21 protein-coding genes and 1 other RNA gene are annotated in these 22,916 nt (G+C 64.4%); 18 read left to right on the top strand and 4 right to left on the bottom strand.

All coding sequences use genetic code 11. The features are described from left to right. Positions 1-49: 49 nt before the first annotated feature. The 16 genes from DYI37_RS12545 (at position 50) to DYI37_RS12470 (ending at position 17,245) form a co-directional block, all read left to right on the top strand. Positions 50-763, top strand: a complete 714-nt coding sequence (locus tag DYI37_RS12545) for a J domain-containing protein (protein ID WP_116683610.1) — start codon at positions 50-52, stop codon at positions 761-763. Continuing rightward, on the top strand, positions 760-1,539 hold the full coding sequence (locus tag DYI37_RS12540) for an N-acetylmuramoyl-L-alanine amidase (RefSeq protein WP_116683609.1): 780 nt from the start codon (positions 760-762) through the stop codon (positions 1,537-1,539). Before DYI37_RS12545 ends, DYI37_RS12540 begins: the two co-directional genes overlap by 4 nt. 61 nt (positions 1,540-1,600) lie before the next feature. Further along, positions 1,601-2,010: RNase P RNA component class A (rnpB, locus tag DYI37_RS12535), an RNA gene on the top strand. 531 nt (positions 2,011-2,541) lie between these two features. After that, entirely contained in the window at positions 2,542-3,006 is a 465-nt protein-coding gene (gene mraZ / locus DYI37_RS12530; RefSeq protein WP_116683608.1) for a division/cell wall cluster transcriptional repressor MraZ, read from the top strand. Further along, a complete protein-coding gene (gene rsmH, locus DYI37_RS12525) occupies positions 3,003-4,028 on the top strand; it encodes a 16S rRNA (cytosine(1402)-N(4))-methyltransferase RsmH (RefSeq protein WP_116683607.1) in 1,026 nt (341 codons plus the stop codon). The genes mraZ and rsmH overlap by 4 nt, the downstream gene beginning before the upstream one ends. A gap of 7 nt (positions 4,029-4,035) precedes the next feature. Next, complete coding sequence (gene ftsL / locus DYI37_RS12520; RefSeq protein ID WP_116683606.1) at positions 4,036-4,398, top strand: cell division protein FtsL; 363 nt, start codon at positions 4,036-4,038, stop codon at positions 4,396-4,398. Then, positions 4,398-6,131, top strand: a complete 1,734-nt coding sequence (locus DYI37_RS12515; protein WP_116683605.1) for a peptidoglycan D,D-transpeptidase FtsI family protein — start codon at positions 4,398-4,400, stop codon at positions 6,129-6,131. Before ftsL ends, DYI37_RS12515 begins: the two co-directional genes overlap by 1 nt. A gap of 144 nt (positions 6,132-6,275) precedes the next feature. Then, entirely contained in the window at positions 6,276-7,727 is a 1,452-nt protein-coding gene (locus DYI37_RS12510; RefSeq protein ID WP_116683604.1) for a UDP-N-acetylmuramoyl-L-alanyl-D-glutamate--2,6-diaminopimelate ligase, read from the top strand. Further along, the gene (locus tag DYI37_RS12505; RefSeq protein WP_116683603.1) at positions 7,724-9,244 is read left to right on the top strand and encodes a UDP-N-acetylmuramoylalanyl-D-glutamyl-2,6-diaminopimelate--D-alanyl-D-alanine ligase; all 1,521 of its coding nucleotides are present in this window, start codon (positions 7,724-7,726) and stop codon (positions 9,242-9,244) included. The genes DYI37_RS12510 and DYI37_RS12505 overlap by 4 nt, the downstream gene beginning before the upstream one ends. Beyond that, positions 9,241-10,323: a phospho-N-acetylmuramoyl-pentapeptide-transferase gene (gene mraY / locus DYI37_RS12500; protein ID WP_116683602.1), complete on the top strand. Its 1,083-nt coding sequence runs from the start codon at positions 9,241-9,243 to the stop codon at positions 10,321-10,323. The genes DYI37_RS12505 and mraY overlap by 4 nt, the downstream gene beginning before the upstream one ends. A gap of 5 nt (positions 10,324-10,328) precedes the next feature. After that, positions 10,329-11,720: a UDP-N-acetylmuramoyl-L-alanine--D-glutamate ligase gene (gene murD, locus DYI37_RS12495; protein WP_116683601.1), complete on the top strand. Its 1,392-nt coding sequence runs from the start codon at positions 10,329-10,331 to the stop codon at positions 11,718-11,720. Beyond that, positions 11,717-12,874 (top strand): putative lipid II flippase FtsW, encoded by a 1,158-nt coding sequence (gene ftsW / locus DYI37_RS12490; RefSeq protein ID WP_116683600.1) that lies wholly within the window; start codon positions 11,717-11,719, stop codon positions 12,872-12,874. Before murD ends, ftsW begins: the two co-directional genes overlap by 4 nt. 141 nt (positions 12,875-13,015) lie before the next feature. Next, the gene (gene murG, locus DYI37_RS12485) at positions 13,016-14,107 is read left to right on the top strand and encodes an undecaprenyldiphospho-muramoylpentapeptide beta-N-acetylglucosaminyltransferase (RefSeq protein ID WP_116683599.1); all 1,092 of its coding nucleotides are present in this window, start codon (positions 13,016-13,018) and stop codon (positions 14,105-14,107) included. Positions 14,108-14,232: 125 nt separating this feature from the next. Next, entirely contained in the window at positions 14,233-15,654 is a 1,422-nt protein-coding gene (murC, locus tag DYI37_RS12480) for a UDP-N-acetylmuramate--L-alanine ligase (protein WP_116683598.1), read from the top strand. Then, the gene (gene murB / locus DYI37_RS12475; RefSeq protein WP_116683597.1) at positions 15,651-16,637 is read left to right on the top strand and encodes a UDP-N-acetylmuramate dehydrogenase; all 987 of its coding nucleotides are present in this window, start codon (positions 15,651-15,653) and stop codon (positions 16,635-16,637) included. Before murC ends, murB begins: the two co-directional genes overlap by 4 nt. Beyond that, a complete protein-coding gene (locus DYI37_RS12470) occupies positions 16,634-17,245 on the top strand; it encodes a LysE family translocator (RefSeq protein WP_116683596.1) in 612 nt (203 codons plus the stop codon). The genes murB and DYI37_RS12470 overlap by 4 nt, the downstream gene beginning before the upstream one ends. Positions 17,246-17,256: 11 nt before the next feature. Here DYI37_RS12470 and cysE read toward each other — a convergent pair whose 3' ends face one another. The 3 genes from cysE to DYI37_RS12455 all read right to left on the bottom strand — a co-directional run bounded on the left by cysE (position 17,257) and on the right by DYI37_RS12455 (position 19,200). Next, positions 17,257-18,075, bottom strand: coding sequence for a serine O-acetyltransferase (gene cysE, locus DYI37_RS12465; protein ID WP_116683595.1), 819 nt, complete (start codon positions 18,073-18,075; stop codon positions 17,257-17,259). A gap of 133 nt (positions 18,076-18,208) precedes the next feature. Next, on the bottom strand, positions 18,209-18,961 hold the full coding sequence (locus DYI37_RS12460) for an alpha/beta fold hydrolase (protein ID WP_116683594.1): 753 nt from the start codon (positions 18,959-18,961) through the stop codon (positions 18,209-18,211). A gap of 80 nt (positions 18,962-19,041) precedes the next feature. Further along, on the bottom strand, positions 19,042-19,200 hold the full coding sequence (locus DYI37_RS12455; protein ID WP_116683593.1) for a YqaE/Pmp3 family membrane protein: 159 nt from the start codon (positions 19,198-19,200) through the stop codon (positions 19,042-19,044). Positions 19,201-19,426: 226 nt separating this feature from the next. Here DYI37_RS12455 and DYI37_RS12450 point away from each other — a divergent pair, with 226 nt between their 5' ends. Beyond that, positions 19,427-19,957: a hypothetical protein gene (locus DYI37_RS12450; protein ID WP_116683592.1), complete on the top strand. Its 531-nt coding sequence runs from the start codon at positions 19,427-19,429 to the stop codon at positions 19,955-19,957. A gap of 115 nt (positions 19,958-20,072) precedes the next feature. Here the strand turns inward: DYI37_RS12450 and DYI37_RS12445 are convergent, their stop codons facing one another. After that, positions 20,073-20,747, bottom strand: coding sequence for an invasion associated locus B family protein (locus DYI37_RS12445; RefSeq protein WP_116683591.1), 675 nt, complete (start codon positions 20,745-20,747; stop codon positions 20,073-20,075). Between the two features lie 249 nt (positions 20,748-20,996). Here DYI37_RS12445 and DYI37_RS12440 point away from each other — a divergent pair, with 249 nt between their 5' ends. Then, positions 20,997-22,877 (top strand): extracellular solute-binding protein, encoded by a 1,881-nt coding sequence (locus DYI37_RS12440; RefSeq protein WP_245413900.1) that lies wholly within the window; start codon positions 20,997-20,999, stop codon positions 22,875-22,877. Positions 22,878-22,916 lie beyond the last annotated feature (39 nt).

Genomic DNA, 22,916 nt, shown 5'->3' with positions numbered 1-22,916 from the left:
GAGGCGACCAGATCACCCCTTCGAAGGACATCCGAGGCCCGAACGAGCGATGAGCATTTTCACCCGGCTCAACGAGCTGCTCCAGATGCTTGCCGCACGGGGGCGCTCGACGATCGACGCGATCATCGATGCGGTGCGGACGGCCTGGAGCGGAGATCCGGAGACCCGCCGCAGGGTCGCGTTCTCCGTCGCGATCATCGCGCTCTCGGCCAAGATGGCGAAGGCGGACGGCGTCGTAACCATGGACGAGGTCGATGCCTTCCGCGACATTCTCGACATTCCGGCCGAGGAGACCCGAAACGTCTTCCGTCTCTACGATATCGCCAAGCAGGATACCGCCGGCTACGAGATCTATGCGCAGCGCCTGAAGGATTTCTGCTCGAACGGCGACGGCGACTGCCCGCTTCTGACCGACGTCCTCGACGCGCTGTTTCATATCGCCAAGGCGGACGGGCTCATTCACGAGCGTGAACTCGTCTTCCTTCAGGATATCGCGACGATCTTCGGACTTTCCGAACAGGCCTTCGCCCGGATGCAGCATCGGCATCTGGAAGGACCCAACGATCCGTATGCCGTCCTCGGCATCAATCCGGACAGCACGCCTCGTGAAGCACGGCGCCGTTATCTGACGCTCGTGCGCGAGAACCATCCCGACCAGCTGCAGGCGCGCGGCGTGCCGGAGGAGTTTCTTTTCATCGCCACCGAACGCATGAAGGCGATCAACACCGCCTACGAACAGATCGCCGGAAAGACCGCTGCGTGACACCCGATACACGTCTTGCCTGCGATGTCAGGCCATCGCCGAACTTCGACACCCGTTCGGGCGAAGGAGAGCCGAGCATTCTCCTTCTCCACTACACGGGCATGGGAACCGGCGATCAGGCCCTCGACTGGCTGTGCCGCGAGGAGAGCAAGGTCTCCAGCCACTATCTCGTCCATGAGGACGGCCGCATTCTGCAACTCGTCGAAGAAGCCCATCGCGCCTGGCATGCCGGCGAGGGGTCCTGGCGGGGAAAGGCGGATGTGAATTCGCGCTCGATCGGCATCGAGATCGTCAATGGCGGGCATTCCGGGGGGCTTCCGGCCTATCCCGAAGAGCAGATCGCCTCCGTCGTCTCACTCTGCCGCGATATCCTTTCCCGCCACCGGATCGTCTCGGAATTCGTGCTGGCCCATTCCGACATCGCGCCGGCGCGCAAGGAGGATCCGGGCGAGCATTTCCCGTGGCGGACGCTGCATGAGGCCGGCATCGGTCATCTGGTGGAGCCGGCGCCGCTGCGTGGCGGCCGCTTCTTCTCGCGCGGCGACAGCGGCGAGCCGGTCGCAGCCTTCCAGGCGATGCTCGCGGCCTATGGATACGGCGTCGAGATCGACGGCGTCTTCGATGAGGCGACCCGGCTCGCGGTGGTCGCGTTCCAACGCCATTTTCGCCCGGCCCGGGTCGACGGCGTCGTGGACACCTCGACGGTCGAGACCCTGCACACGCTTCTGCGGGCCCTCGATCGCTCGCCATTCGAAGGGCGTGGCGATCTCGTTTGAACGCCTCGGCGCCGCCGAAACGATTTGACTTCCCGTCACCGAACCCGCAAATGCCCGGCTGTCAGCCGGCCGGGCGGCCGCTCTCGCCAATCGCCGAAAGGTGGCGGGGGAGGAAAGTCCGGGCTCCACGGAGAGACGGTGCCGGATAACGTCCGGCGAGGGTGACCTCAGGGATAGCGCCACAGAAAACAGACCGCCCATTCGACTTCGTGCGGAAGGGTAAGGGTGAAACGGCGGGGTAAGAGCCCACCGCGTTGCCGGTAACGGGAACGGCACGGCAAGCCCCACCGGGAGCAAGACCGAATAGGAACGACGCGGACGGCCGATGGTCGTCCATCCGATCTCCGGGACAGTCGTTCGGGTGGGTTGCTCGAGGCGTCTCGCAAGAGGCGTCCCAGAGGAATGGTCGCCGCGCGCTTTCGCCGTCTGGCGGTGCGCGAACAGAACCCGGCTTACAGGCCGGCTGACACTCTTCGATTCCCTGAAAATTCGGGTCCGAAGGCATCTTGCGGACATTTTGTGGCGCCCTATGGGTCGAGGCTTCGTGCGCTCATCAGCGGTCGATCGCAAAAAAATCGTGCCTGTTTCCCCACCCTTCCAAAAGCCCTTGTGAGCCGGGCTGTTGCACCGCCGCGAACGGTCTGGAGGCGGCTGCGGACGGTGTTCATGGGACGCGATGGGGCGAGCTGCATTTATCGCGAATTCCTCATTATTAACCGCCTGTTAACCGCCCTCGGCGCATGCTTAATCAAGCCTTTCCACCACCTGTTCACAGGGCGCCTTACCATTGACGCCCATGGGGTCCCATGATATCCCCTACGTCATCTTCCAGAGGGTCTGGCGGACCCATTTTTGAGCAGTTCGAGGGCGCAGAAGCGAGGCTGCGTTTCGTACGGTCGGGGCAATGGCGCCGAGCCGCAGGAAAGGTTTTGTCTTGCGTTTCGTCGTCGCGGATAAGGAGGCTGAGCAGAGGGTTCGGGTCGGAGCGGGCGTGCCGCTCTGATGGATCGGTTCCTTTCCCACTATGTCCACAGCGTCGATTCCAAGGGGCGCGTTTCCGTACCTGCAGCCTATCGGCAGGTTCTGGCGTCCCGGGGTATTCGCGATCTCTTCTCGATGCGCGATCTCTATCTGCCGGTGATGAATGTCGGCGGGCCGGAATTGATGAGCCATTTCGAGGCGAAGATGGAGACTTTGGATCCCTTCTCCCCGGAATATCAGGAACTTGCGATCCTCGCCTATGGCGACGGAACCTATCTGAAGAGCGACTCGGAAGGGCGCATCGTGATCAACGATCTCATTCGGGAGCATACCGGGATCACCGATCGCGCGACTTTCGTGGGCGTGGGCAAGATGTTTCAGCTGTGGCGACCGGAGGACTTCGAGGAGAAGATCGCGGCGCTGCGCGAGCGGCAGGCGAAGCATCGCTCTGCCGCGACGGGATCGGCGGGAACGACGGAACGATGAAGGGTCATGGCGAGCCCCACAGCTCGGCCATTGGCGGACCGACCCTTCACGTCCCTGTCCTCCTTGCCGAAGTCATGCAGGCGCTCGACGTCAAGCCGGGCGAAACAATCGTCGACGGGACGTTCGGCGCGGGTGGTTACACGCGTGCGATCCTCGATGCCGGTGCACGGGTGTTCGCGATCGATCGCGACCCCACCGCCGTCGAGCGCGCGAAAGGGCTCGCCGAAGGCCATGACGGCCGTCTGACGCCGGTCGCCGGGCGGTTCGGCGAGATGGCCGCTCTGCTCTCGGGCCGGGAGGGCGATATCGACGGCATCGTCCTCGATATCGGTGTGTCCTCGATGCAGATCGACGAGGCCGAGCGGGGCTTCTCCTTCCAGAAGGACGGGCCGCTCGACATGCGCATGGGAAATCATGGGCCGACGGCTGCCGACGTGGTCAACACGCTCTCGGTCGGCGATCTCGCACGCATTTTCAATTTTCTGGGCGACGAGCGGTATGCCGGGCGTGCGGCACGGGCGATCGTCGCGCGGCGCGAAGACGCGCCTTTCGCGCGTACGCTCGATCTCGCGAATGTCGTCGGCAAGGCTGTGGGGCGCGGAAAGAACGACAAGATCGATCCGGCGACCCGCTGCTTCCAGGCCCTGCGCATCTTCGTCAACGACGAACTCGGCGAGCTCGCGCGTGCCCTGGTCGGGGCCGAACGCCTCCTGAAGCCGGGCGGGCGTCTGGTGATCGTCGCCTTCCATTCGCTCGAGGACCGGATCGTCAAGCGCTTCCTACAGGATCGTTCGGGAACGGCGGGCGGTTCGCGGCACCTGCCGGACGTCGTCGTCACGAGGCCGACCTTCGAGGCGCGCAACAAGGTGGTGGCCGCGAGCGAGGCCGAGGCCTCGGTCAATCCACGGGCCCGATCGGCCAAGCTGCGGCTCGGCGTCAGGCTTGATGCCCCGCCGCGCGGCGATGCCTCCGATCTCTCCTTCGCGTCCCTTCCAGCTCTCGCCGACTTGTCGAGGATTTGAGACCAACATGCTGAGAACCCTGGACATTCTGTCGATCGTCGCGCTCATCGGCGTCGCATCCTATACCTTCCACGTGAAATACGAGACCGATCTGGTGGAGACCGAGATCCGCAAGGTCGAGCGCGCCATCAAGTCCGAAAAGGAAGCGATCGCGATTCTTTCGGCGGACTGGAACCTTCTCAACCAGCCTTCCCGTCTTCAGACGCTCGCGCGCACCTATGCCGATCAGCTGAACCTCGTGGAGATCAGGCCCGATCAGTTCGTCGCCGAGAACCAGCTTCCGCGTCCCGCTCCGCCCAAGGAGAAGGAGCTGACGATCGAGGATATCGAGGCTCAACTGGTCGCGGAAAACGCGGCGGCGGTGCGCTGATGTTCAAACGCAAGCCCAAACCCGAAGAGATCTCCGAGGATCTGCCGCGACGCGCCGAACGCAATGCCGTTCGCCGCCGGGATCGCGCAAGTTCGGTGCCGCTCGGCAAGAGCCGCTACATCATCGCGATGACCATGTTCATTGGCGTCTACGGCGTGATCGCCGGGCGGCTGGTGACCTGGGGAACCGAGCCCGACGAGCGTGCGCTCGCCTTCCGTGCGGCAGACCAGTTCATGGCTTCGCGCCCCGATCTCGTCGACCGCAACGGCAATGTGCTGGCGACCGATATCCGCGTCGGCTCGCTTTTCGCCGAGCCGCGCAAGATCGTCGACGCCAACGAGGCGAGCGAACGCCTTCGCACCGTCCTGCCCGATCTCGATCCGAAATGGCTTTATAACAGCCTGTCCAGCGAAGCCGCCTTCCTCTGGCTGCGGCGCGAGCTGACGCCGAGCCAGCAGCAGGCGATCCTGGATCTCGGTGTACCCGGCATCGGCTTCCGCACCGAGAAGCGGCGCTTCTATCCGGGCGGAACCGTTGCAGGCTTCGTGACCGGCCACGTCAATGTCGACAATCAGGGCATTGCTGGCATGGAGAAGTATCTGGACGACCAGGGTTACCTGGCGCTCCAGAATTCCGGCCTCGCGGTCGACGCCGAACTGGAGCCCGTCCGTCTCTCGATCGATCTTCGGGTGCAGAACATCCTGCATGACGAGCTGACGGCGGCGATGACGCGCTACCGCTCGATCGCAGCCGGCGGCGTCGTTCTCGACGCCCATACCGGCGAGGTCCTCGCGATGACCTCGCTGCCGGACTACGATCCGAACGATCCCCGTCAGGCGCTGGAAAAGGACCGGATGAACCGGACATCCGCCGGTCTTTTCGAAATGGGATCGACCTTCAAGTCGTTCACCAGCGCCATGGCGCTCGACACCAAGAAGGTGAACCTTCATTCGACCTTCGATGCGAGGAACCCGATCCATATCGGCGGCCATCGCATTTCCGACTTCCACGGCAAGAAGCGCGTGCTGACCCTCGAGGAGGTGTTCATCTACTCCTCCAATATCGGGTCGGCGAAGGAAGCTGAACTCGTCGGCATTAAGGGGCATCAGGAGTTCCTGACCAAGCTGGGCCTCCTGACGCGCCTGAAGACCGAACTGCCAGAGGTTGCGACGCCGACACAGCCGAAGGTCTGGAAGCAGGTCAATTCGATTACGATCTCCTACGGCCACGGCGTCTCGACCACGCCGCTTCAGACCGCGGTCGCCGCGACGTCGCTGCTGAATGGCGGGCTTCTCATTCCGCCGACATTCCTGCCGCGCACGGAGGAGGAGGCCAAGAAGATCTCGACGCAGGTCATCTCCAAGGAGACCAGCGACGACATGCGCTACCTTTTCCGCCTCAACGTCGCCGACCAGCGCGGCTCGGGCAACTACGCCGATATCGACGGCTACGAGGTCGGCGGAAAGACGGGCACCGCGAACAAGGTGGTCAACGGCCGCTATTCGGATACGAAGAAGTTCAACGCCTTCCTGGCCGGCTTCCCGATGAGCGATCCGCGCTACGTGGTTCTCGTCTTCATCGACGAGCCGCAGCCGGAGCCCGGCAAGTATTATGCGACCGCCGGCATGAACGCAGCTCCCGTCGTCGGCAACATCATCCGCCGTGCCGGAGCCCTGCTCGGCGTCAAGCCCGATCTCGGTGAAACCGGCAAGACGCTTCTGGTCTCGTACTGACGGGGTCATCGGGCGGTCGGCGGATCTCGCCCTAATGACGCCGCGTCTGTTTGAAATCCCGGTTCACGCAACATGGCGGTTGCAATAAGAGGGCCGGGGCGATGCCTCGCCCGCACCGAATGCGAGCAACTGGACGCGCAGAGAATGAAGCTTGGAAAACTTGCAGAGGGTATCGGGCATGTGCCGTCCGGTGCCGAGGAGATCGAGATCGGCGGCCTGAGCCTCGATTCGCGAACCGTCGAGCGAGGCTTTCTGTTCGCCGCGCTTCCCGGCTCGAAGGTCGATGGGGCGGCCCACGCCAGGGATGCCGAGGCGAACGGGGCCGTCGCGGTTCTCTGTGCTGAAGGCGCTTCGATCTCGACAACGCTGCCGCTCGTCACTGCCGTGAGCCCCCGAATGGCGGTGGCTGAAATGGCGGCGCGTTTTCACGGCGCCCAGCCCGAAACCATCGTTGCGGTGACGGGAACCGCCGGCAAGACCTCGGTCGCCTCCTTCGTGCGCCAGATCTGGGCGCGGACCGGTCTTCAGGCCGCATCGATCGGAACCACCGGGGTCGTCTCGCCGACCCGCTCGGACTACGGAACCCTGACCACGCCGGACCCGGTCGCTCTCGCCCGTCTTCTGGCCGATCTCAAGGGTGAGGGCGTGACCCATGCCTCGCTCGAGGCCTCCAGCCACGGCATCGACCAGCATCGCCTCGACGGCGTCAGGCTTTCGGCCGGGGCGTTCACCAATCTCGGCCATGACCATCTCGATTATCATGCCGATCTCGAAGACTACTTCACCGCCAAGATGGGGCTGTTCACGCGCCTGCTCGAAAAGGGCGCGCCGGCCGTCATCAACACCGACGACCGCTGGTCGGGACGGGCGATCGAGATCGCGACCGGCTGCGGCTGCACGGTTCACACGGTCGGCCGGAACGGGTCGCTCCTGACCCTGAGCCGCCTCGAGCATGAGCGCGACCGGCAGGCGGCGGAGATCAAGACACCCGAGGGGATCCAGCGGATCGTGCTTCCGCTCGCCGGCGAGTTCCAGATGTCGAACGCCCTCGTCGCCGCGGGCCTTGCGATCGTCACTGGAACCGCGATCCCTGATGCGCTCGCCGCGCTCGAAGGCCTGAAGGGCGCTTCGGGCCGGCTGGAAAAGGCCGGCACCACGAGGGACGGGGTCCCGGTCTTCGTGGACTATGCCCACAAGCCCGATGCGCTCGAAAACGTGCTGAAGGCGGTGCGCCCCTTCACCACCGGCCGTGTCGTCGTCGTCATCGGCTGCGGAGGCGACAGGGACAAGGCCAAGCGCCCCATGATGGGCGAGATCGCAAGCCGGCTCGCCGATGTCGTGATCGTGACGGACGACAATCCGCGCAGCGAGGTTCCCGCGACGATCCGTGCCGAAATTCTCGCCGCCGCACCCGGTGCCCGCGAGATCGGCGACCGCCGCGAGGCGATCCGCGCCGCCGTCGCGGAGGCGCGCACGGGCGATACCGTCGTCGTCGCCGGCAAGGGCCACGAAACCGGTCAGTCGGCAGGGGGAGTCACCCAGCACTTCAGTGACCATGAAGAGGTCGCGGCGGCCATCACGGAGTTGGGCGCGTGACCGATTTTCTCTGGGAAACGAGCGTTCTGATCGACGCCATGAAGGCCCGGCCGATCGGCACGGGGCTGCCGGGCGGCATCAACGGCATTTCCATCGACAGCCGCACGGTCGAGCCGGGCGACGCCTTCTTCGCCATCGCCGGCGACCGTTTCGACGGCCACGACTTCCTGACCAATGCGCGTAAGGCCGGAGCCGCGCTCCATATCGTCTCCGAACGGCGCCTGCCGGCCCTCGGCCGCCTTCAGGCGCCGATGCTCGTCGTCGACGACGTGCTCGCCGCGCTCGGCCGCCTCGCGGAAGCGGCGCGCGCGCGCAGCAAGGCGCAGATCGTCGCCGTTACCGGCAGTGTCGGCAAGACCACGACCAAGGAGGCCCTGCGTCACGGTCTGGCCGCCAACGGCGCCAGCGTCCATGCCAGCGCGGCATCCTTCAACAATCACTGGGGTGTCCCCCTCAGTCTCGCCCGTCTCCCGGCCGAGACGCGCTATGCGGTCTTCGAAATCGGCATGAACCATCCGGGCGAGATCCGCCCGCTGGTGAAGCTCGTTCGCCCGCATGTCGCGATCGTCACCCTGATCGCGGCCGCCCATCTCGGTCACTTCCGCGATCTCGACGAGATTGCGGATGCGAAGGCCGAGATTTTCGAAGGTCTCGTCACCGGTGGCACCGCGATCGTCAATGCGGACGATCCGAAATCCGTGAAATTGGCATCGATCGCAAGGAGCGTCGGCGTCTCGAAGGTCTCGACCTTCGGCGAGGCGAATGGCGCCGACTTCCGGCTGACGGACTTCGAAGCCTCCGCCGATGGCGCGACGATGATCGCGGAGATCGCCGGGACGACCGTCTCGGTGGATCTTGCGATGTCGGGACGCCATTTCGCGCAGAACACGCTTGCGGTCCTCGGAGCGGCCAGCCTGATGGGCGCCGATGTGGAGGCCGTCGCCGCCGAACTCGCCGGCTGGCAGCCGGTCAAGGGCAGGGGGCAGCGCTATCACCTGCCGATGCCGTCCGGCGGCGAGATCCAGCTCTTCGACGACAGCTACAACGCCAATCCCGCTTCGATGCGGGCAGCGATCGCGACGCTCGCCCAGGCCCGGCTCGGAGAGGACGGACGCCGCATCGCGGTCCTCGGCGACATGAAGGAACTCGGCGGCCACAGCCACGACCTTCACGCGGGTCTCGCCGATCCTCTTCGCGAGGCAGGCGTGTCGCGCCTCTTCCTCGTCGGTGAGGAGATCGCGCCGCTCGCGCAGGCTCTTGCCGAAGACGATATGACCGTCTCGATGCACGCATCGCCGAAGGAGGCGCAGGAGTCGCTTCTCACCGATATGCGCGCCGGCGATGCGATCCTCGTCAAGGCCTCGCGCAGCATCGGCCTCGAGAGCGTCGTGGAAGCGCTCGTCTCGCGCTTCCCGCCGCCTGCCAAACTTGACGTGCCCCCTGCGCCGATCCAAACCGCCGAAGAGGCGGCCGAGCCGCAGAACGACGACGAACAACCGGAGAATCCGACCCGATGATCGCCTATCTCGGAGCGTACGCGGATCAGATCGCGCTGTTCAATGTCTTCAGGTACATCACCTTCCGCACCGGCGCGGCGATGATCTTCGGGTTCATCACCGTGTTCCTGTTCGGACCGGCGATCATCCAGGGTCTGCGCCTGCGACAGGGGCGCGGCCAGCCGATCCGCGCGGACGGACCGCAGACCCATTTCAAGAAGGCCGGAACGCCCACGATGGGCGGTCTGATGATTCTCTCGGGTGTCCTGGTCTCGATCCTGCTCTGGGCAGACCTTACCAATGTCTATGTCTGGTCCGTGCTGCTGGTGACCGTCGGTTTCGGCGCGATCGGCTTCTACGACGACTATCTGAAGGTGACCAAGCAGAGCGACAAGGGCTTTTCCGGCAAGATGCGGCTCCTTCTGGAGTTCATCATCGCCTCGCTCGCCGTGCTCCTCGTCGTCATGCGAACCGAAGGCGGATTTGCGACGTCCCTGACCTTCCCGTTCGTGAAGGAACTGCTTCTCAATCTCGGCTGGTTCTATATCGGCTTTGCGGCCTTCGTCATCGTGGGAGCCGCGAATGCGGTGAACCTCACGGACGGGCTGGACGGGCTGGCGATCGTTCCGATCATGATCGCGATCGCGGCTCTCGGGCTGATCTCATACCTCGCCGGCAACATCAATTTCGCGAACTATCTCCAGATCCACTACGTGATGGGAACCGGGGAGCTCGCGCCCGTCTGCGGCGCCGTCATCGGCGCGGGCCTCGGCTTCCTCTGGTTCAACGCCCCTCCGGCGGCGATCTTCATGGGCGATACGGGGTCCCTCGCCCTCGGCGGCATGACGGGCGCGATCGCGGTCTCTACCAAGCATGAGCTCGTGCTCGCGATCATCGGCGGGCTCTTCGTGATCGAGGCCCTCTCGGTCATCATCCAGGTGGCGTGGTTCAAGCTGACGGGCCGCCGGGTCTTCCTGATGGCGCCGATCCACCACCATTTCGAGAAGCTCGGCTGGACGGAAAGCCAGGTCGTGATCCGGTTCTGGATCATCGCCTTCCTTCTCGCCTTCGTCGGGTTGTCCACTCTCAAACTGCGGTAAGGCCCATGAAGATCGTCAGCTTTTCCGGACAAAGGCTCGCCCTGTTCGGTCTCGGAGGATCTGGACTTGCGACCGCGAAGGCTCTGGCCGAGGGCGGCGCCGATCTTTTCGTCTTCGACGACAACCCCGAGCGGGCGGAAGTGGCGGCGGAGGCGGGCCTTCGCGTTCAGGATCTGAAAGAGATCGACTGGTCGGAGATCGAACTCTTCGTTCTGTCGCCCGGTGTGCCGCTGACGCACCCCAAGCCGCACTGGACCGTGGATCTTGCGAATGCGGCGGGTGTGCCGATCATCGGCGATGTCGAAATCTTCGGCCGGGAACGCGCGGCGCAGGCGCCGAGTGCTCCTTTCGTCGCGATCACCGGCACCAACGGAAAGTCGACGACGACGGCACTGATCGCCCACTGCCTGAGGTCCGCCGGCCGCGTTACGCAGCTCGGCGGGAATATCGGCGTGCCCGTTCTGACGCTGGACGATCCGGCGCCCGAGCGCCACTACGTGGTCGAGTGCTCGTCCTATCAGATCGATCTCGCGCCGGGTCTCGCGCCCTCGATCGGTCTTCTCCTGAACCTCACGCCCGACCATCTCGATCGCCATGGCACGATGGAGCATTACGCGGCGGTGAAGGAAAGGCTCGTCGCAGTCGCGGAGCAGGCGGTCGTCGGGATCGACGACAGCTGGTGCGCCGCCATCGCCGACGACCTGAAAGCCCAGGGCCGACCGGTGGTGCGGGTCAGCGCGAACGGCGACGTCGATGACGGAGTGGGCTTTTCGGATGGCGTCGTGCGGCGCCGGATGGGCGGTCATCCGCAGGCCGATTTCGACCTCTCCGGCATCGGGTCCCTGCGCGGGCGTCACAATGGCCAGAACGCTGCGGCGGCGGTCGCCGCTCTGACCCTCGCCGGTCTCTCCGACGACGAGATCCGAAACGGCCTCAAGAGCTTCCCGGGCCTTTCGCACCGGATGGAGGAGGTCGGGCGGATCGGCCAGACCCTGTTCATCAACGACTCCAAGGCGACCAATGCGGATGCGGCCGCGACGGCGCTCGCCTCCTTCGATCGGATCTACTGGATCGCCGGCGGCCTGCCCAAGGCAGGCGGAATCGCGGATCTCGCCCGCTTCTTCCCGAAGATCGCGAAAGCCTATCTCATCGGTGAAGCCGCACCGGCCTTTGCCGCAACGCTCGGAATGAGCGTACCGTTCGAGATTTCGGCGACGCTTCCGAATGCGGTCGTCAGTGCCGCCCGGGATGCCGCAGCCGACGATCGGCCGTCCGCCGTCCTGCTCTCCCCGGCCTGCGCCAGCTTCGACCAGTATCGTAACTTCGAAGTTCGAGGCGATGCCTTCCGCGAGTGCGTGCTCGCATTGGCCGATGTCGAAAGTGAAACGAAGAAATGAGCGATAGCGGACACAAGATCATCAGGATATCGGACTGGTGGCGCGGGCTCGACCACTGGCTCCTCGGGGCGTTCCTCATCCTCCTGATCGGGGGTGCGGTTCTCTCCTTCGCGGCAAGCCCGCCGGTCGCCGAGCGGATCGGCCTTCAGCCGTTCCATTTCGTCGAGCGCCACATCTTCTTCCTGATTCCGTCCGCGATGGTGATGTTCGCAACCTCGCTTCTGACGCCACGCGGCGTTCGGCGCGCAGCCTTCATCATGCTCGGCGGGGCGATGGTGCTGATGATCCTTGCCCTGTTCTTCGGAACGGAGATCAAGGGCGCGCGCCGCTGGATCGATTTCGGTCCGATCAACATCCAGCCGTCCGAATTCCTGAAGCCCTCCTTCGTGGTCGTCTGCGCTTTCCTCTTCGCCGAGAACGGACGGCGCTCGGAGATCCCCGGCAATCTCTGCGCTCTCGTGCTGCTTTTGATCTCGGTCGCGCTTCTCGTCGCACAGCCGGATCTCGGGCAGACGCTGCTCGTCGCCGCGACCTGGGGCGGGCTCTTCTTCATGGCCGGCATGCCGTGGCTCTGGATCGCGGTTCTCGGAGCCATCGGTCTGACGGGCGCCTTCTTCGCCTATGAAGTGTTCGACCACGTGGCGAGCCGTATCGACCGGTTCCTCACCGGCGAGGGCGATACCTTCCAGACCGATACGGCCCACCAGGCCATCCTCAACGGCGGATGGTTCGGCCAGGGTCCGGGCGAGGGAACGGTCAAGCGCCTCCTGCCCGACAGTCATACCGATTTCGCGTTTGCCGTCGTCGCCGAGGAATTCGGCATCATCACCTGCATCGCGCTGTCGCTCGTCTTCGCCTTCATCGTCATGCGTGGCCTGTCGGTCGCCCTTGCCCAGCGCGACCCGTTCGTTCGTCTCTCGATTTCCGGTCTGGTCTTCGTGTTCGGGCTTCAGTCGATCATCAACATGGCGGTGAACCTTCAGCTGATGCCGGCCAAGGGCATGACGCTTCCGTTCATCTCCTATGGCGGCTCCTCGATGATCGCGATCTCGATCAGCGCGGGCTTCGTTCTCGCCCTGACGCGCAGGCGGCCGGAAAACCGGTCCTATACGGACAGGCTCCTGGAGCGGACGGCACTCGTTCACGGGACTTGAGACGGAGTGGCCGGGCCTCGAAGCCCGGCGCTCTCGCCATATCTTCCGGTGCCAGGCGGAATGCTGCCGCGAACGTCGCGGCCCGTGCTTCGGATCATCGAAGACGTCATCTGCGACCCATGAGGCGCTGACAGGAATTTCATGAGCACAGTTCTTCTCTCGGCCGGCGGGACCGGCGGTCACCTGTTCCCGGCCGAGGCTCTGGCGCAGGAGCTTGCCGCACGCGGCCACAGCGTTCACCTCGCAACGGACGACAGGGCAGGACGCTTCATCGACAGCTTCCCCGGCGAGGCCGTGCACGTCATTCAGTCGGCGACCTTCGCCTCCCGCAATCCGGTCGCGGTCCTCAAGACGCTGCTGACGCTCTGGCGCGGATTTCGCGAGGCCGGACGTCTCGTGCGTCGGATCCGGCCCGACGTGGTGGTGGGCTTCGGCGGCTATCCGACCGTTCCGCCGCTGATGGCGGCATTCCGGGCTGGCCGGCCCACGCTAATCCACGAGCAGAATGCGGTGATGGGGCGGGCCAACAAGTTTCTCGCCCGCCGCGTCACGAAGATCGCCGTCGGCATTCCCCAGGTCGATGCCGAACAGGCGATCGCGGACAAGACCACCGTCACCGGAAATCCGGTTCGCGGGCCGGTGCTGAAGGCGGCCGAGACGCCCTACCGGGTGCCGAGCGTCGACGAGCCGTTCGAGCTCGTCGTCTTCGGGGGCAGTCAGGGCGCGAAGTATTTCGGCGAAGTCGTGCCCAAGGCGATGGAACGCATGCCGGATGCATTGCGCAGGCGCCTAAGGGTGACCCAGCAGGCACGCCCAGAAGATGCGGACCAAGTGAAGGCCTATTACGCCGAAAGGGGTATCCCGGCCGAGGTCTCGCCTTTCTTCAACGACATGGCCTCGCGGATCGCGAACGCCCAGCTCGTCATCTGCAGGTCGGGCGCGTCGACGGTTTCGGAGATCGCGGTGATCGGACGCCCGGCCGTTCTCGTGCCCTATCCCTACGCGCTCGATCACGACCAGGCGGCCAATGCCGCACGGCTCGAGGCCGAAAACGGAGCCATGGTCGTGCGCCAGGACGACCTTTCCCCGGAAAATCTCGCAGGCATCATCGAGGAGATCGCGAACAACCCGGAACGCGCATCCGCCATGGCGGCGGCGGCCAAGCGAACCGGCGTTCCCGATGCCGCCTTCTTGCTCGCCGACCTCGTAGAGTCTATGCCGCGTTCAGTCTGATCGACGGCCCGCGCCGCGACGCGAGCCGCATAGGGGCAGGGCGCCCGTCTCGTTCTCGAATTTCCGCGCCTTCCGGTTTCTCACCCGTGAAACCGGCAGCCGGAACCGCCGCACAGGAGATCCCCATGAAGATGCCGCCAGATATCGGCCCGATCCATTTCATCGGCATCGGCGGCATCGGGATGAGCGGGATCGCGGAGGTTCTCGTCAATCTCGGTTACCGGGTCCAGGGATCGGACCAGTCCGAGAACGCCAATGTGCAGAGGTTGCGCGACAAGGGCGTGACGATCGCCATCGGCCACCATGCCGACAATCTCGGCGAGGCCGAGGTGGTGGTGGTCTCGACCGCCATCAAGCGGTCCAATCCGGAGCTCTCGGAGGCCCGCGAGCGCCTTCTTCCGATCGTTCGCCGCGCCGAGATGCTGGCCGAGCTGATGCGCTTCCGACAGGCGATCGCGATCGGCGGGACGCATGGCAAGACGACGACGACGTCCATGGTCGCCACGCTTCTCGATGCCGGTGGTCTCGATCCGACGGTGGTCAATGGCGGCATCATCAATGCCTACGGCACCAATGCCCGGATGGGCGAGGGCGACTGGATGGTGGTCGAGGCCGACGAGTCCGACGGCACCTTCCTGAAGCTGCCTGCCGACGTTGCCGTCGTCACCAATATCGATCCCGAGCATCTCGATCATTACGGCACCTTCGACAAGGTGAAGGAGGCCTTCCGGTCCTTCGTCGAGAACGTCCCCTTCTACGGGTTCGCGGTGATGTGCATCGACCATCCGGTCGTCCAGAGCGTGGTCTCGGAGATCGAGGATCGACGGGTCATCACCTATGGCGAGAACCCCCAGGCCGATGTCCGCTTCGAAAACGTGAGCTTCGAGCCGGGCAAGTCCCATTTCTCGGTGACGATCCGCGACCGTGCCAAGGGAACCGAAGAGCGTCTCGTGGATCTGACGCTTCCGATGCCCGGCAAGCACAACGTCTCCAATGCGACGGCGGCCATCGCGCTCGCCCATCGCATCGGTCTGAAGCCGGAGCAGATCCAGAAGGGCCTCGCGAGCTTCGGCGGCGTCAAGCGTCGATTCACCCATACGGGGACCGTCGACGGGATCTCGATCTACGACGATTACGGACACCATCCCGTGGAGATCCGCTCGGTGCTTTCGGCCGCACGGGCCTCGGCCGAGGGCAGGGTGATCGCGATCGTGCAGCCCCACCGCTATTCGCGCCTGCAAGCGCTGTTCGCCGACTTCGCCTCCTGCTTCAACGATGCCGATACGGTCATCGTCGCGCCGGTCTATGCGGCGGGCGAGGAGCCGATCGAATTTGCCGATTCCGAGCTTCTGGTCGAACGCATCAAGCTCGGCGGCCATCGCGACGCCCGCCTGATCGACGGACCGGAAGAACTCGCCGGCATCGTCGACATCGTCGCGCAGTCCGGCGATCTCGTGATCCTGCTCGGTGCAGGTTCGATCACCCAGTGGGCCTATGCCTTGCCTAAGCAGCTGGAAGAGCTGCGCGAACGGAACGCCGCACGATGACGGGCGGTGATGCCCTTCTCGCCGATCTTCAGGCCCGTCTCGGTGACTTCCGCGGCCGGTTGACGGCCAATGCGCCTATGGAGAAGGTCACCTGGTTCCGCGTCGGAGGTCCGGCGGACCTCCTCGCGATGCCGGCCGACGAAGAGGATCTCGCCCTCCTTCTCGCCGCGATCCCAGTCGACATTCCAGTGCGCGTTGTGGGGATCGGCTCGAACCTGATGGTGCGGGACGGCGGCATACCGGGCGTCGTGATCCGGCTTTCGGCGAAGGGGTTCGGGTCGGTCGAACGGGTGGGCGAGACGCGGCTTCGGGCAGGAACGGCTTGTCCCGACAAGCGGCTTGCGGCAGCCGCTCTCGATGCGGGGCTTGCCGGCTTTCATTTCTATCACGGCATTCCCGGGAGCGTCGGTGGCGCCCTGCGCATGAATGCAGGCGCCAACGGCGTCGAGACCCGCGAGCGCGTCGTCGAGGTTCACGCTCTCGGCCGTGATGGGCGGCGCCACGTCTTGACGAACGAGGAGATGGGTTACGCCTATCGGCATTCATCCGCCGATACGGACCTGATCTTCACGGGCGCGGTCTTCGAGGGCCCGTCGGGCGATCCGTCCGATATCCAGGCGAAGATGGACGAGGTCCAGCATCACCGCGAAACCGTGCAGCCGGTGAAGGAGAAGACGGGCGGCTCGACCTTCAAGAACCCCGAGGGGACATCGGCCTGGAAGGAGATCGACAAGGCCGGGTGTCGCGGCCTGATGGTGGGCGATGCCCAGATGTCCGAAATGCACTGCAACTTCATGATCAACACGGGCACTGCGAGCGCGCACGATCTGGAGACGCTCGGGGAAACCGTCCGTCGCCGCGTTCACGAGAATTCGGGCATCCTTCTGGAGTGGGAGATCAAGCGCATCGGCGAATTCGAGCCCGGGCGAGAGGTGGAGCCGTTTCTCGGCACCGTCGACGATCCCTCGGTCGAAGGTCGATGAGCGAGACCCTCCTCCCTCTCGTCCTGTTCGTGATCGTCGCCGTCGGGACCCCGGGGCCGAACAATGCGATGCTTCTTGCCTCTGGCGCCAATTTCGGGGTTCGGCGGGCTCTGCCGCATTACCTCGGCGTCAATCTCGGATTTACCGCCATGGTCTTTGTCGTCGCGGCCGGTCTCGGCGCGACGCTTCTCCAGTTTCCGATCTTTTCGGCAGTGCTCCGTTTCGTCGGGATCACCTACCTCCTCTACCTCGCTTTTCGCATCGCGACGGCGGAGACGTCGGGGACCCAGGCGGGCCGTGGCCAGCCGATCACGTTTACGGAAGCCGCACTGTTCCAGTGGGTCAATCCCAAGGCCTGGATCATGGCGACGAGTGCCAGCGTGACCTACGCGACAGGCCACTCCGACCCGATCGTTCAGGCGATGGTTCTTGCCGCCGTCTTCCTCGTCGCCGGCTCACCCTTTTCGGGCATCTGGCTGGTCGGCGGAGCCGCGGTCTCAAAATGGCTCTCCAGCAGCCGGCGCCGCCGCATCTTCAATGGGGCGATGGCCGGACTGCTGGTGCTATCCGTGCTTCCGATCCTCGCCGAAACGATCTGGCACGGCTGACCCCGTAGGGATCAGCGCTCTATGCCCTGATCCATCACGCGGGACGGTGGCTCGCAGCCCTTGCGAACGGATACAACGCGCGCGGGAACGCCGGCGACGGTCGCATATTGCGGAACGTCCTTCAGGACGACCGAGCCGGCCGCCACCTTCGAGCAGTCGCCGATGCGGATATTGCCGAGGATCTTGGCTCCGGCACCGATGAGCACGCCCTTGCCGACTTTCGGATGGCGATCACCGTCTTCCTTGCCGGTTCCGCCAAGAGTGACCTCCTGAAGGATCGACACGTCGTCATCGACGACCGCAGTTTCGCCGACGACGATCCCGGTCGAGTGATCGAGGAAGATGCCCCGCCCGAAGCGCGCATTCGGATTGATGTCGCATTGGAAAACGGAGGACGAGCGCGACTGGAGGAAAAGCGCGAAGTCCCGACGATCGTTCTTCCAGAACCAGTGGGCCAGACGGTGGGTCTGGAGCGCGTGGAATCCTTTGAAATAAAGAAACGGCTCGATGTACCGGTCGCAGGCGGCGTCCCGGTCGAGAACCGCCTGGATATCGGTGCGGACGATCTGGGAGATCTCCGGATCGTCGGCGAACATCTGCTCGAACGCCTGGGAGATCATGTAGGCGGGAACGTCGCCGTGATCCATTCGCTGGGCGATGCGGTGGGCGAGCGCCGCCTCGAACGAATTCTGATTGAGGATCGTCGAATAGACGAAACCGGCAAGCGACGGCTCGAAATCGGCCATCGCCTTGGCTTCGTCACGCAACGTGGTCCAGATCGGATCGACGTTCTGAATGGTGCTGAGTTTGGTCGCGTTTCGGGTGACCATCGACGGGCTCCGGTTCATGGACTGTTGCGCTATCGCGAACCGATGGTAGGCTGCTGGGCGTAAAGATAGGCTGTTCTGCTTCTCGATCCAACCGCGATGGATCAAGTTTGCGCGCCGGGGCCTTTGGCCGCAATCATGTTTCGAGAAACTGAAGCACCGCTGCCTTGAACGTCTTGTCGCCGACCGCCAGCATGTGGTCGCGATTGGCGATCTCGAAGGCCGTCGCATTCGGCATGATCGCGGCGAGTTTCTCCGCCGAACCCGCGATGTCGTCCTTCGATCCGACCCCGATGAGCGTCGGGCAGGTGATCGACCGCACCTGATCCTCCGTCAGTTCCTGGCGCGAGTGAGCGATGCAGGCGGCGAGTGCCTCGCGATTGCTCCGGGTCTTGTCGGCAAAGGCGCGGAACATCTGGCCGCGGGCGTCCTTCACTTCATCGATGGAAGGAGCGCGCAAGGCCCGTGCGATCGGGTCCCAGTCTCCGACGCCATCGATCAGCCCCGAGCCGAGACCCCCGAGGACGAGCTTGGAAACCCGCTCTGGCCGGTCGATCGCGGCAAAGGCGCTGACCCGCGCGCCCATGGAATATCCGAAGAAGACGCTCGTTTCGAGTTCGAGATGATCGAGAAGGCGGAACGCGTCCTCGGCCATACGCTGGGGCCGGTAGGCCGCTTCCTCCGTCGGCTTGGCGCTTTCGCCATGGCCGCGATGGTCGAACGCGATGGCTCTGTAGCCGGCCTTGGTCAGGGTTTCGATCCAGCCCGGATCGGTCCAGTTGAAGCGGATGGAGGAAGCGAATCCGTGGACGAGGAGGATCGGGGCTCCATCGCGGGGCCCTTCGTCCACGAAATGGAGGTCGAGACCATCGCTGGAAAAATGCGGCATCGGGCCATCCTCTCATAAATCGAGCCCGGATTTGGGATCCGGGCTCTCCGCTTTCAGAATCGTCCGTGGCGCGGTCGCGCTCAGTAACGCCCGATCACCCAGATCGCATGAATGACGCCCGGGATGAAGCCGAGGATCGTCAGAAGAATGTTGATCCAGAAATGCTTGCCGAGACCGACCTGAAGAAAGACGCCGAGCGGCGGCAGAATGATCGCCAGAATGATCCTGATGATGTCCATGACTTCTGATGCTCCGGTTTGGAAGTTTGAAATTCGGTGTGCAACGCAGCGTGTCCCCCTGACGTTCCGTGTCCGAATATCGCCATCCGATCATGGCATCCGATATTCAGGAGGGTCCGGGACATCCGGAGGGGACGCCGGCCGGAAGCGATGGATCCCTTTCCGTTGGGTTGTCTCCGAGGACCGAACCCGACGGACTGCCCAGAACAAGAACAGGAATTCGAGAATGAAGATTTGCGCACGTGCCTTAGCGATCGCCCTTTCGGCGGGATTCGCTCTGCCGCTTTCGGCGATGGCGCAGGACGGCTCGCGGGACTATTTCGAACGCTATGCCGGACCTTGGACCGGCGGCGGACAGGTGAGGGTCCAGCAATTGCCGGCTCCCGTCGACGTGTCCTGCGATCTCGACGGCGTGGTCGAGAGCGACACCGAATTCTCGCTCGCCGGAAATTGCAGCGCCTTCCTCGTGATGAGCAACGATATCGGTGCGCAGATTACCCTCGACGAAGCGACCGGTGACTACACGGGGGTCTATACGGGTTCGAAGAGCGGGCCGGCCAAACTTGCGGGAAGCCGTGAAGGCGATGCGCTCGATCTCACCGTGACCTGGAACAAGAAGATCTATGACGACGACACGGCCAAAATGCGCATCGCGAACACGGGCGACGGCACCTTCCAGATGACCGTCGTCGAGAAGATCGACGGCGAGGACGTGACGGTGTCCGACCTGACATTCGAGAAGAAGGCGGGCAAGTAGGCTCGCTGCCGGGCGAGGCTCGAAGACCTTCCCCGGTCCGCGGAGTTCCCAAAAAGAAAGAGCGCCCCGGACTGGCCGGGACGCTCCTTCGGTTCGATCGAGAAGACCGCTCTGATTACTGAGCGCTGCTTGCGCCTTCGGCTCCACCGCTCTTGGCCGCTTCCTGTGCCGCCTCGAACTTCTGGCGGCGCTGTTCGGCCTGCTGCTGAAGAGCTTCGTTGAGCTCGCGCTGGCGCGATGCGATCTCGGACGCATCCCTCGGTTCGCCGTCGATCGCGGCGGTGAAGCCGGCAAGCGTGATGGGAACGGGGTTGGGCTGGCGCTGGAAGTTGATTGAGGTGACCGCCATCCGCTGGCCGCGCTTCATGCTGCTGACGAGCGCGTCCGTCAGTTCGGCCTCCGCGATGCAGCGATCCTGGAAGCAGACCGAATAGTTCAGCGTTACGGGGGTGTTCTCGTCGACCTTGATCTGGACGCCCGCCGGAATGACGCGGCCGGTCGGAACGACGGCCTGAACCACCTTCTGATTGACCTTGCCGGTGACTTCGATGAGGTTCACCGCGGTGATCAGCTGACGGGTATCGGCAACGAGAGTGAACTGCGTGTTGCAGATATTGTTCTCACCCTGTTCGGAACAGACCTTGAACCATTCGCCGGGAACCGAAGGAGCCTGGCCGGCAGCGCCCGCTGCACGCTGGGGCTCGGCCTGCTGTGCGGCGGCTCCACCGGTGAGCGTTGCAACGCCGACGAGAGCGGCGGCGATCGTCAGGGAAAGGGAATGGCGGTGCATGAAATCGGGCCTTTGTTCCTCTGGGGTTCGCGACGGACCTTGGTGATGTCCCTCCGGTCCGAGGGTCGAACGCGATGACCCTTCGATCGCATCGCGAGATCGGCTCCGGCCGGTATTCGGTCGTTCCTTAGCCGGCCGCTCCGTCTGACGCAAATAAGGCCAATTGAAGACCTAGACAGCACGCGCCCGGCACCGCAGGAATGGCGATTCCGGGCCTCCCTTCGGCTCACCGCCTCCTGCGGGTGCCCGATGACAGACATGCTGCGTGGAGACTGCATTTTGACGTTCCTTGCCCGGCAACGAACCCTCTCGTTCCTCGTCGTCGTTCTGGCGGGCGCCGCTGGTCTGATGGCGGGTCCTTCGAGGGCCGAGCCTTCCCATGCGCTCGCCATGCAGGGAGAGCCGGAGCTTTCCGCCGATTTCGATCACGTGCCGTCGGTCAATCCGGACGCGCCCCAGGGCGGAACCATGCGCTACGGCGTCTATGGCAGTTTCGACAACCTGAACCCGGTGATCGTTCGCGGTGCCCTGACGACTGCGCGCGGCATCTGGTTCGATCGGGAATTCGGCAATCTGGTCTTCGAGCCGCTGATGCAGCGCTCCCGGGACGAGGCGTTCACCATGTACGGGCTCCTTGCCGAGACCGTGGAGACGGACGAGCAGCGCAGTTTCGTCGAGTTCCAGCTGAACCCCGAGGCCAGATTCTCCGATGGCGAGCCGGTTCGCCCGGAGGATGTCCTCTTCACCGTCGAGATGCTGCGCGAGCACGGCCGGCCGTTCTATGCGAACTGGCTGCGCCCGGCCAAGACGATCGAGAAGGTCGGCGAGCACGGCGTGCGCTTCACCTTCGACGAGACGGCCGACCGCGAGACGCCGCTTCTGATCGCCGGGCTGCCGGTCCTGCCCGAGCATGCCTTCGACCGGGAGACGTTCGAGCGCACGACGCTGAAGCCGGTGATCGGCTCCGGCCCCTATGTCATCGACGACGTGCGTCCCGGACAGCAGATCACCTATCGCAAGAACCCGGACTATTGGGGCAGGGACCTGCCGATCAAGAAGGGCTTCGACAATTACGACCGGATCGTCATCGACTATTTCCGCGATGCGAATGCCCAGTTCGAGGCCTTCAAGAAGGGCAACACCTACGTCTATCCCGATGGCGACCCCAATCACTGGCGCACGGCCTATGACTTTCCGGCGGTCCGGGACGGCCGGGTGATCAAGGACAGGTTCGAGGTCGGCGCGCCGTCGAACATGCTCGGCTTCGTCTTCAACACCCGGCGACAGGTCTTCGAGGACCGCAAGGTGCGCGAGGCGCTGGCCATGCTGTTCGATTTCGAATGGGTGAACCGGAACCTCTTCTACGAGGCCTATGCACGGACCTCCTCCTTCTTCGAGAACTCCGAGCTGTCGTCCTCCGGTATTCCGGCCAGCGCGGCCGAACGCGAGCTTCTCGCCCCGTTCCCGGGTGCCGTGGCCCCGGACGTGATGGACGGCACCTACCGGCCGGCGACGACGGATGGATCGGGGGCCGACCGCGACGTGATGCGCAGGGCGCTGAAACTTCTCAACGACGCCGGATACCGATTCGAGGGTCGCAGTCTTGTCGGGCCTGACGGACGGCCGCTCTCCTTCGAGGTTCTGGCCCAGACGAACGAGCAGGAGCGAATCGCGCTCGCCTACAAGCGAACGCTTTCGCGGCTCGGGATCGACCTGAAGCTGCGCACGGTCGACGATTCCCAGTATCAGGCCCGCAGGGCGAGCTACGACTACGACATGATCTTCGCGACCTATGCCGCCTCCCTTTCACCGGGCGCTGAGCAGGTTTATCGCTGGGGCTCCGGTTCGCGGGACGTCGAGGGCACCTTCAACTTCGCAGGCGTCGCCGATCCGGCCCTCGACGCGCTGATCCAGAAGATCGTGACCGCTCGCTCCCGCGAGGACTTCGTGACCGCCGTGCGCGCCTATGACCGCGTCCTTGTCTCCGGTCAGTACGTCATCCCGCTCTTCCATCTCCCCGAACAGCGGCTGGCCCGCTGGGCCTTCGTCGAGCATCCGGAGAAGACGCCGCTCTACGGCTATCAACTCCCGACCTTCTGGCTGGACGAAGCTGCGATGGCGAACCGTTGACAGGCATGGCGATCCTTGCTTATAGGACCGCCATGCCTC

The organism is Fulvimarina endophytica, from assembly GCF_003403015.1.
GTDB classification, from domain to species: Bacteria; Pseudomonadota; Alphaproteobacteria; order Rhizobiales; family Rhizobiaceae; genus Fulvimarina; species Fulvimarina endophytica.
Note: the sequence above shows the minus strand (reverse complement) of the source record. Positions and strands in the feature narration are given on the sequence as shown.

Coding starts and splice junctions, on each gene's coding strand:
- murG (WP_116683599.1), top strand. CDS start 13,016: ATGAGCACAGTTCTTCTCTCGGCCGGCGGGACCGGCGGTCACCTGTTC.
- DYI37_RS12470 (WP_116683596.1), top strand. CDS start 16,634: ATGAGCGAGACCCTCCTCCCTCTCGTCCTGTTCGTGATCGTCGCCGTC.
- mraZ (WP_116683608.1), top strand. CDS start 2,542: ATGGATCGGTTCCTTTCCCACTATGTCCACAGCGTCGATTCCAAGGGG.
- DYI37_RS12445 (WP_116683591.1), bottom strand. CDS start 20,747: ATGCACCGCCATTCCCTTTCCCTGACGATCGCCGCCGCTCTCGTCGGC.
- DYI37_RS12545 (WP_116683610.1), top strand. CDS start 50: ATGAGCATTTTCACCCGGCTCAACGAGCTGCTCCAGATGCTTGCCGCA.
- rsmH (WP_116683607.1), top strand. CDS start 3,003: ATGAAGGGTCATGGCGAGCCCCACAGCTCGGCCATTGGCGGACCGACC.
- cysE (WP_116683595.1), bottom strand. CDS start 18,075: ATGGTCACCCGAAACGCGACCAAACTCAGCACCATTCAGAACGTCGAT.
- DYI37_RS12515 (WP_116683605.1), top strand. CDS start 4,398: ATGTTCAAACGCAAGCCCAAACCCGAAGAGATCTCCGAGGATCTGCCG.
- murD (WP_116683601.1), top strand. CDS start 10,329: ATGAAGATCGTCAGCTTTTCCGGACAAAGGCTCGCCCTGTTCGGTCTC.
- DYI37_RS12440 (WP_245413900.1), top strand. CDS start 20,997: ATGACAGACATGCTGCGTGGAGACTGCATTTTGACGTTCCTTGCCCGG.
- DYI37_RS12460 (WP_116683594.1), bottom strand. CDS start 18,961: ATGCCGCATTTTTCCAGCGATGGTCTCGACCTCCATTTCGTGGACGAA.
- DYI37_RS12455 (WP_116683593.1), bottom strand. CDS start 19,200: ATGGACATCATCAGGATCATTCTGGCGATCATTCTGCCGCCGCTCGGC.
- ftsL (WP_116683606.1), top strand. CDS start 4,036: ATGCTGAGAACCCTGGACATTCTGTCGATCGTCGCGCTCATCGGCGTC.
- mraY (WP_116683602.1), top strand. CDS start 9,241: ATGATCGCCTATCTCGGAGCGTACGCGGATCAGATCGCGCTGTTCAAT.
- DYI37_RS12450 (WP_116683592.1), top strand. CDS start 19,427: ATGAAGATTTGCGCACGTGCCTTAGCGATCGCCCTTTCGGCGGGATTC.
- murB (WP_116683597.1), top strand. CDS start 15,651: ATGACGGGCGGTGATGCCCTTCTCGCCGATCTTCAGGCCCGTCTCGGT.
- murC (WP_116683598.1), top strand. CDS start 14,233: ATGAAGATGCCGCCAGATATCGGCCCGATCCATTTCATCGGCATCGGC.
- ftsW (WP_116683600.1), top strand. CDS start 11,717: ATGAGCGATAGCGGACACAAGATCATCAGGATATCGGACTGGTGGCGC.
- DYI37_RS12510 (WP_116683604.1), top strand. CDS start 6,276: ATGAAGCTTGGAAAACTTGCAGAGGGTATCGGGCATGTGCCGTCCGGT.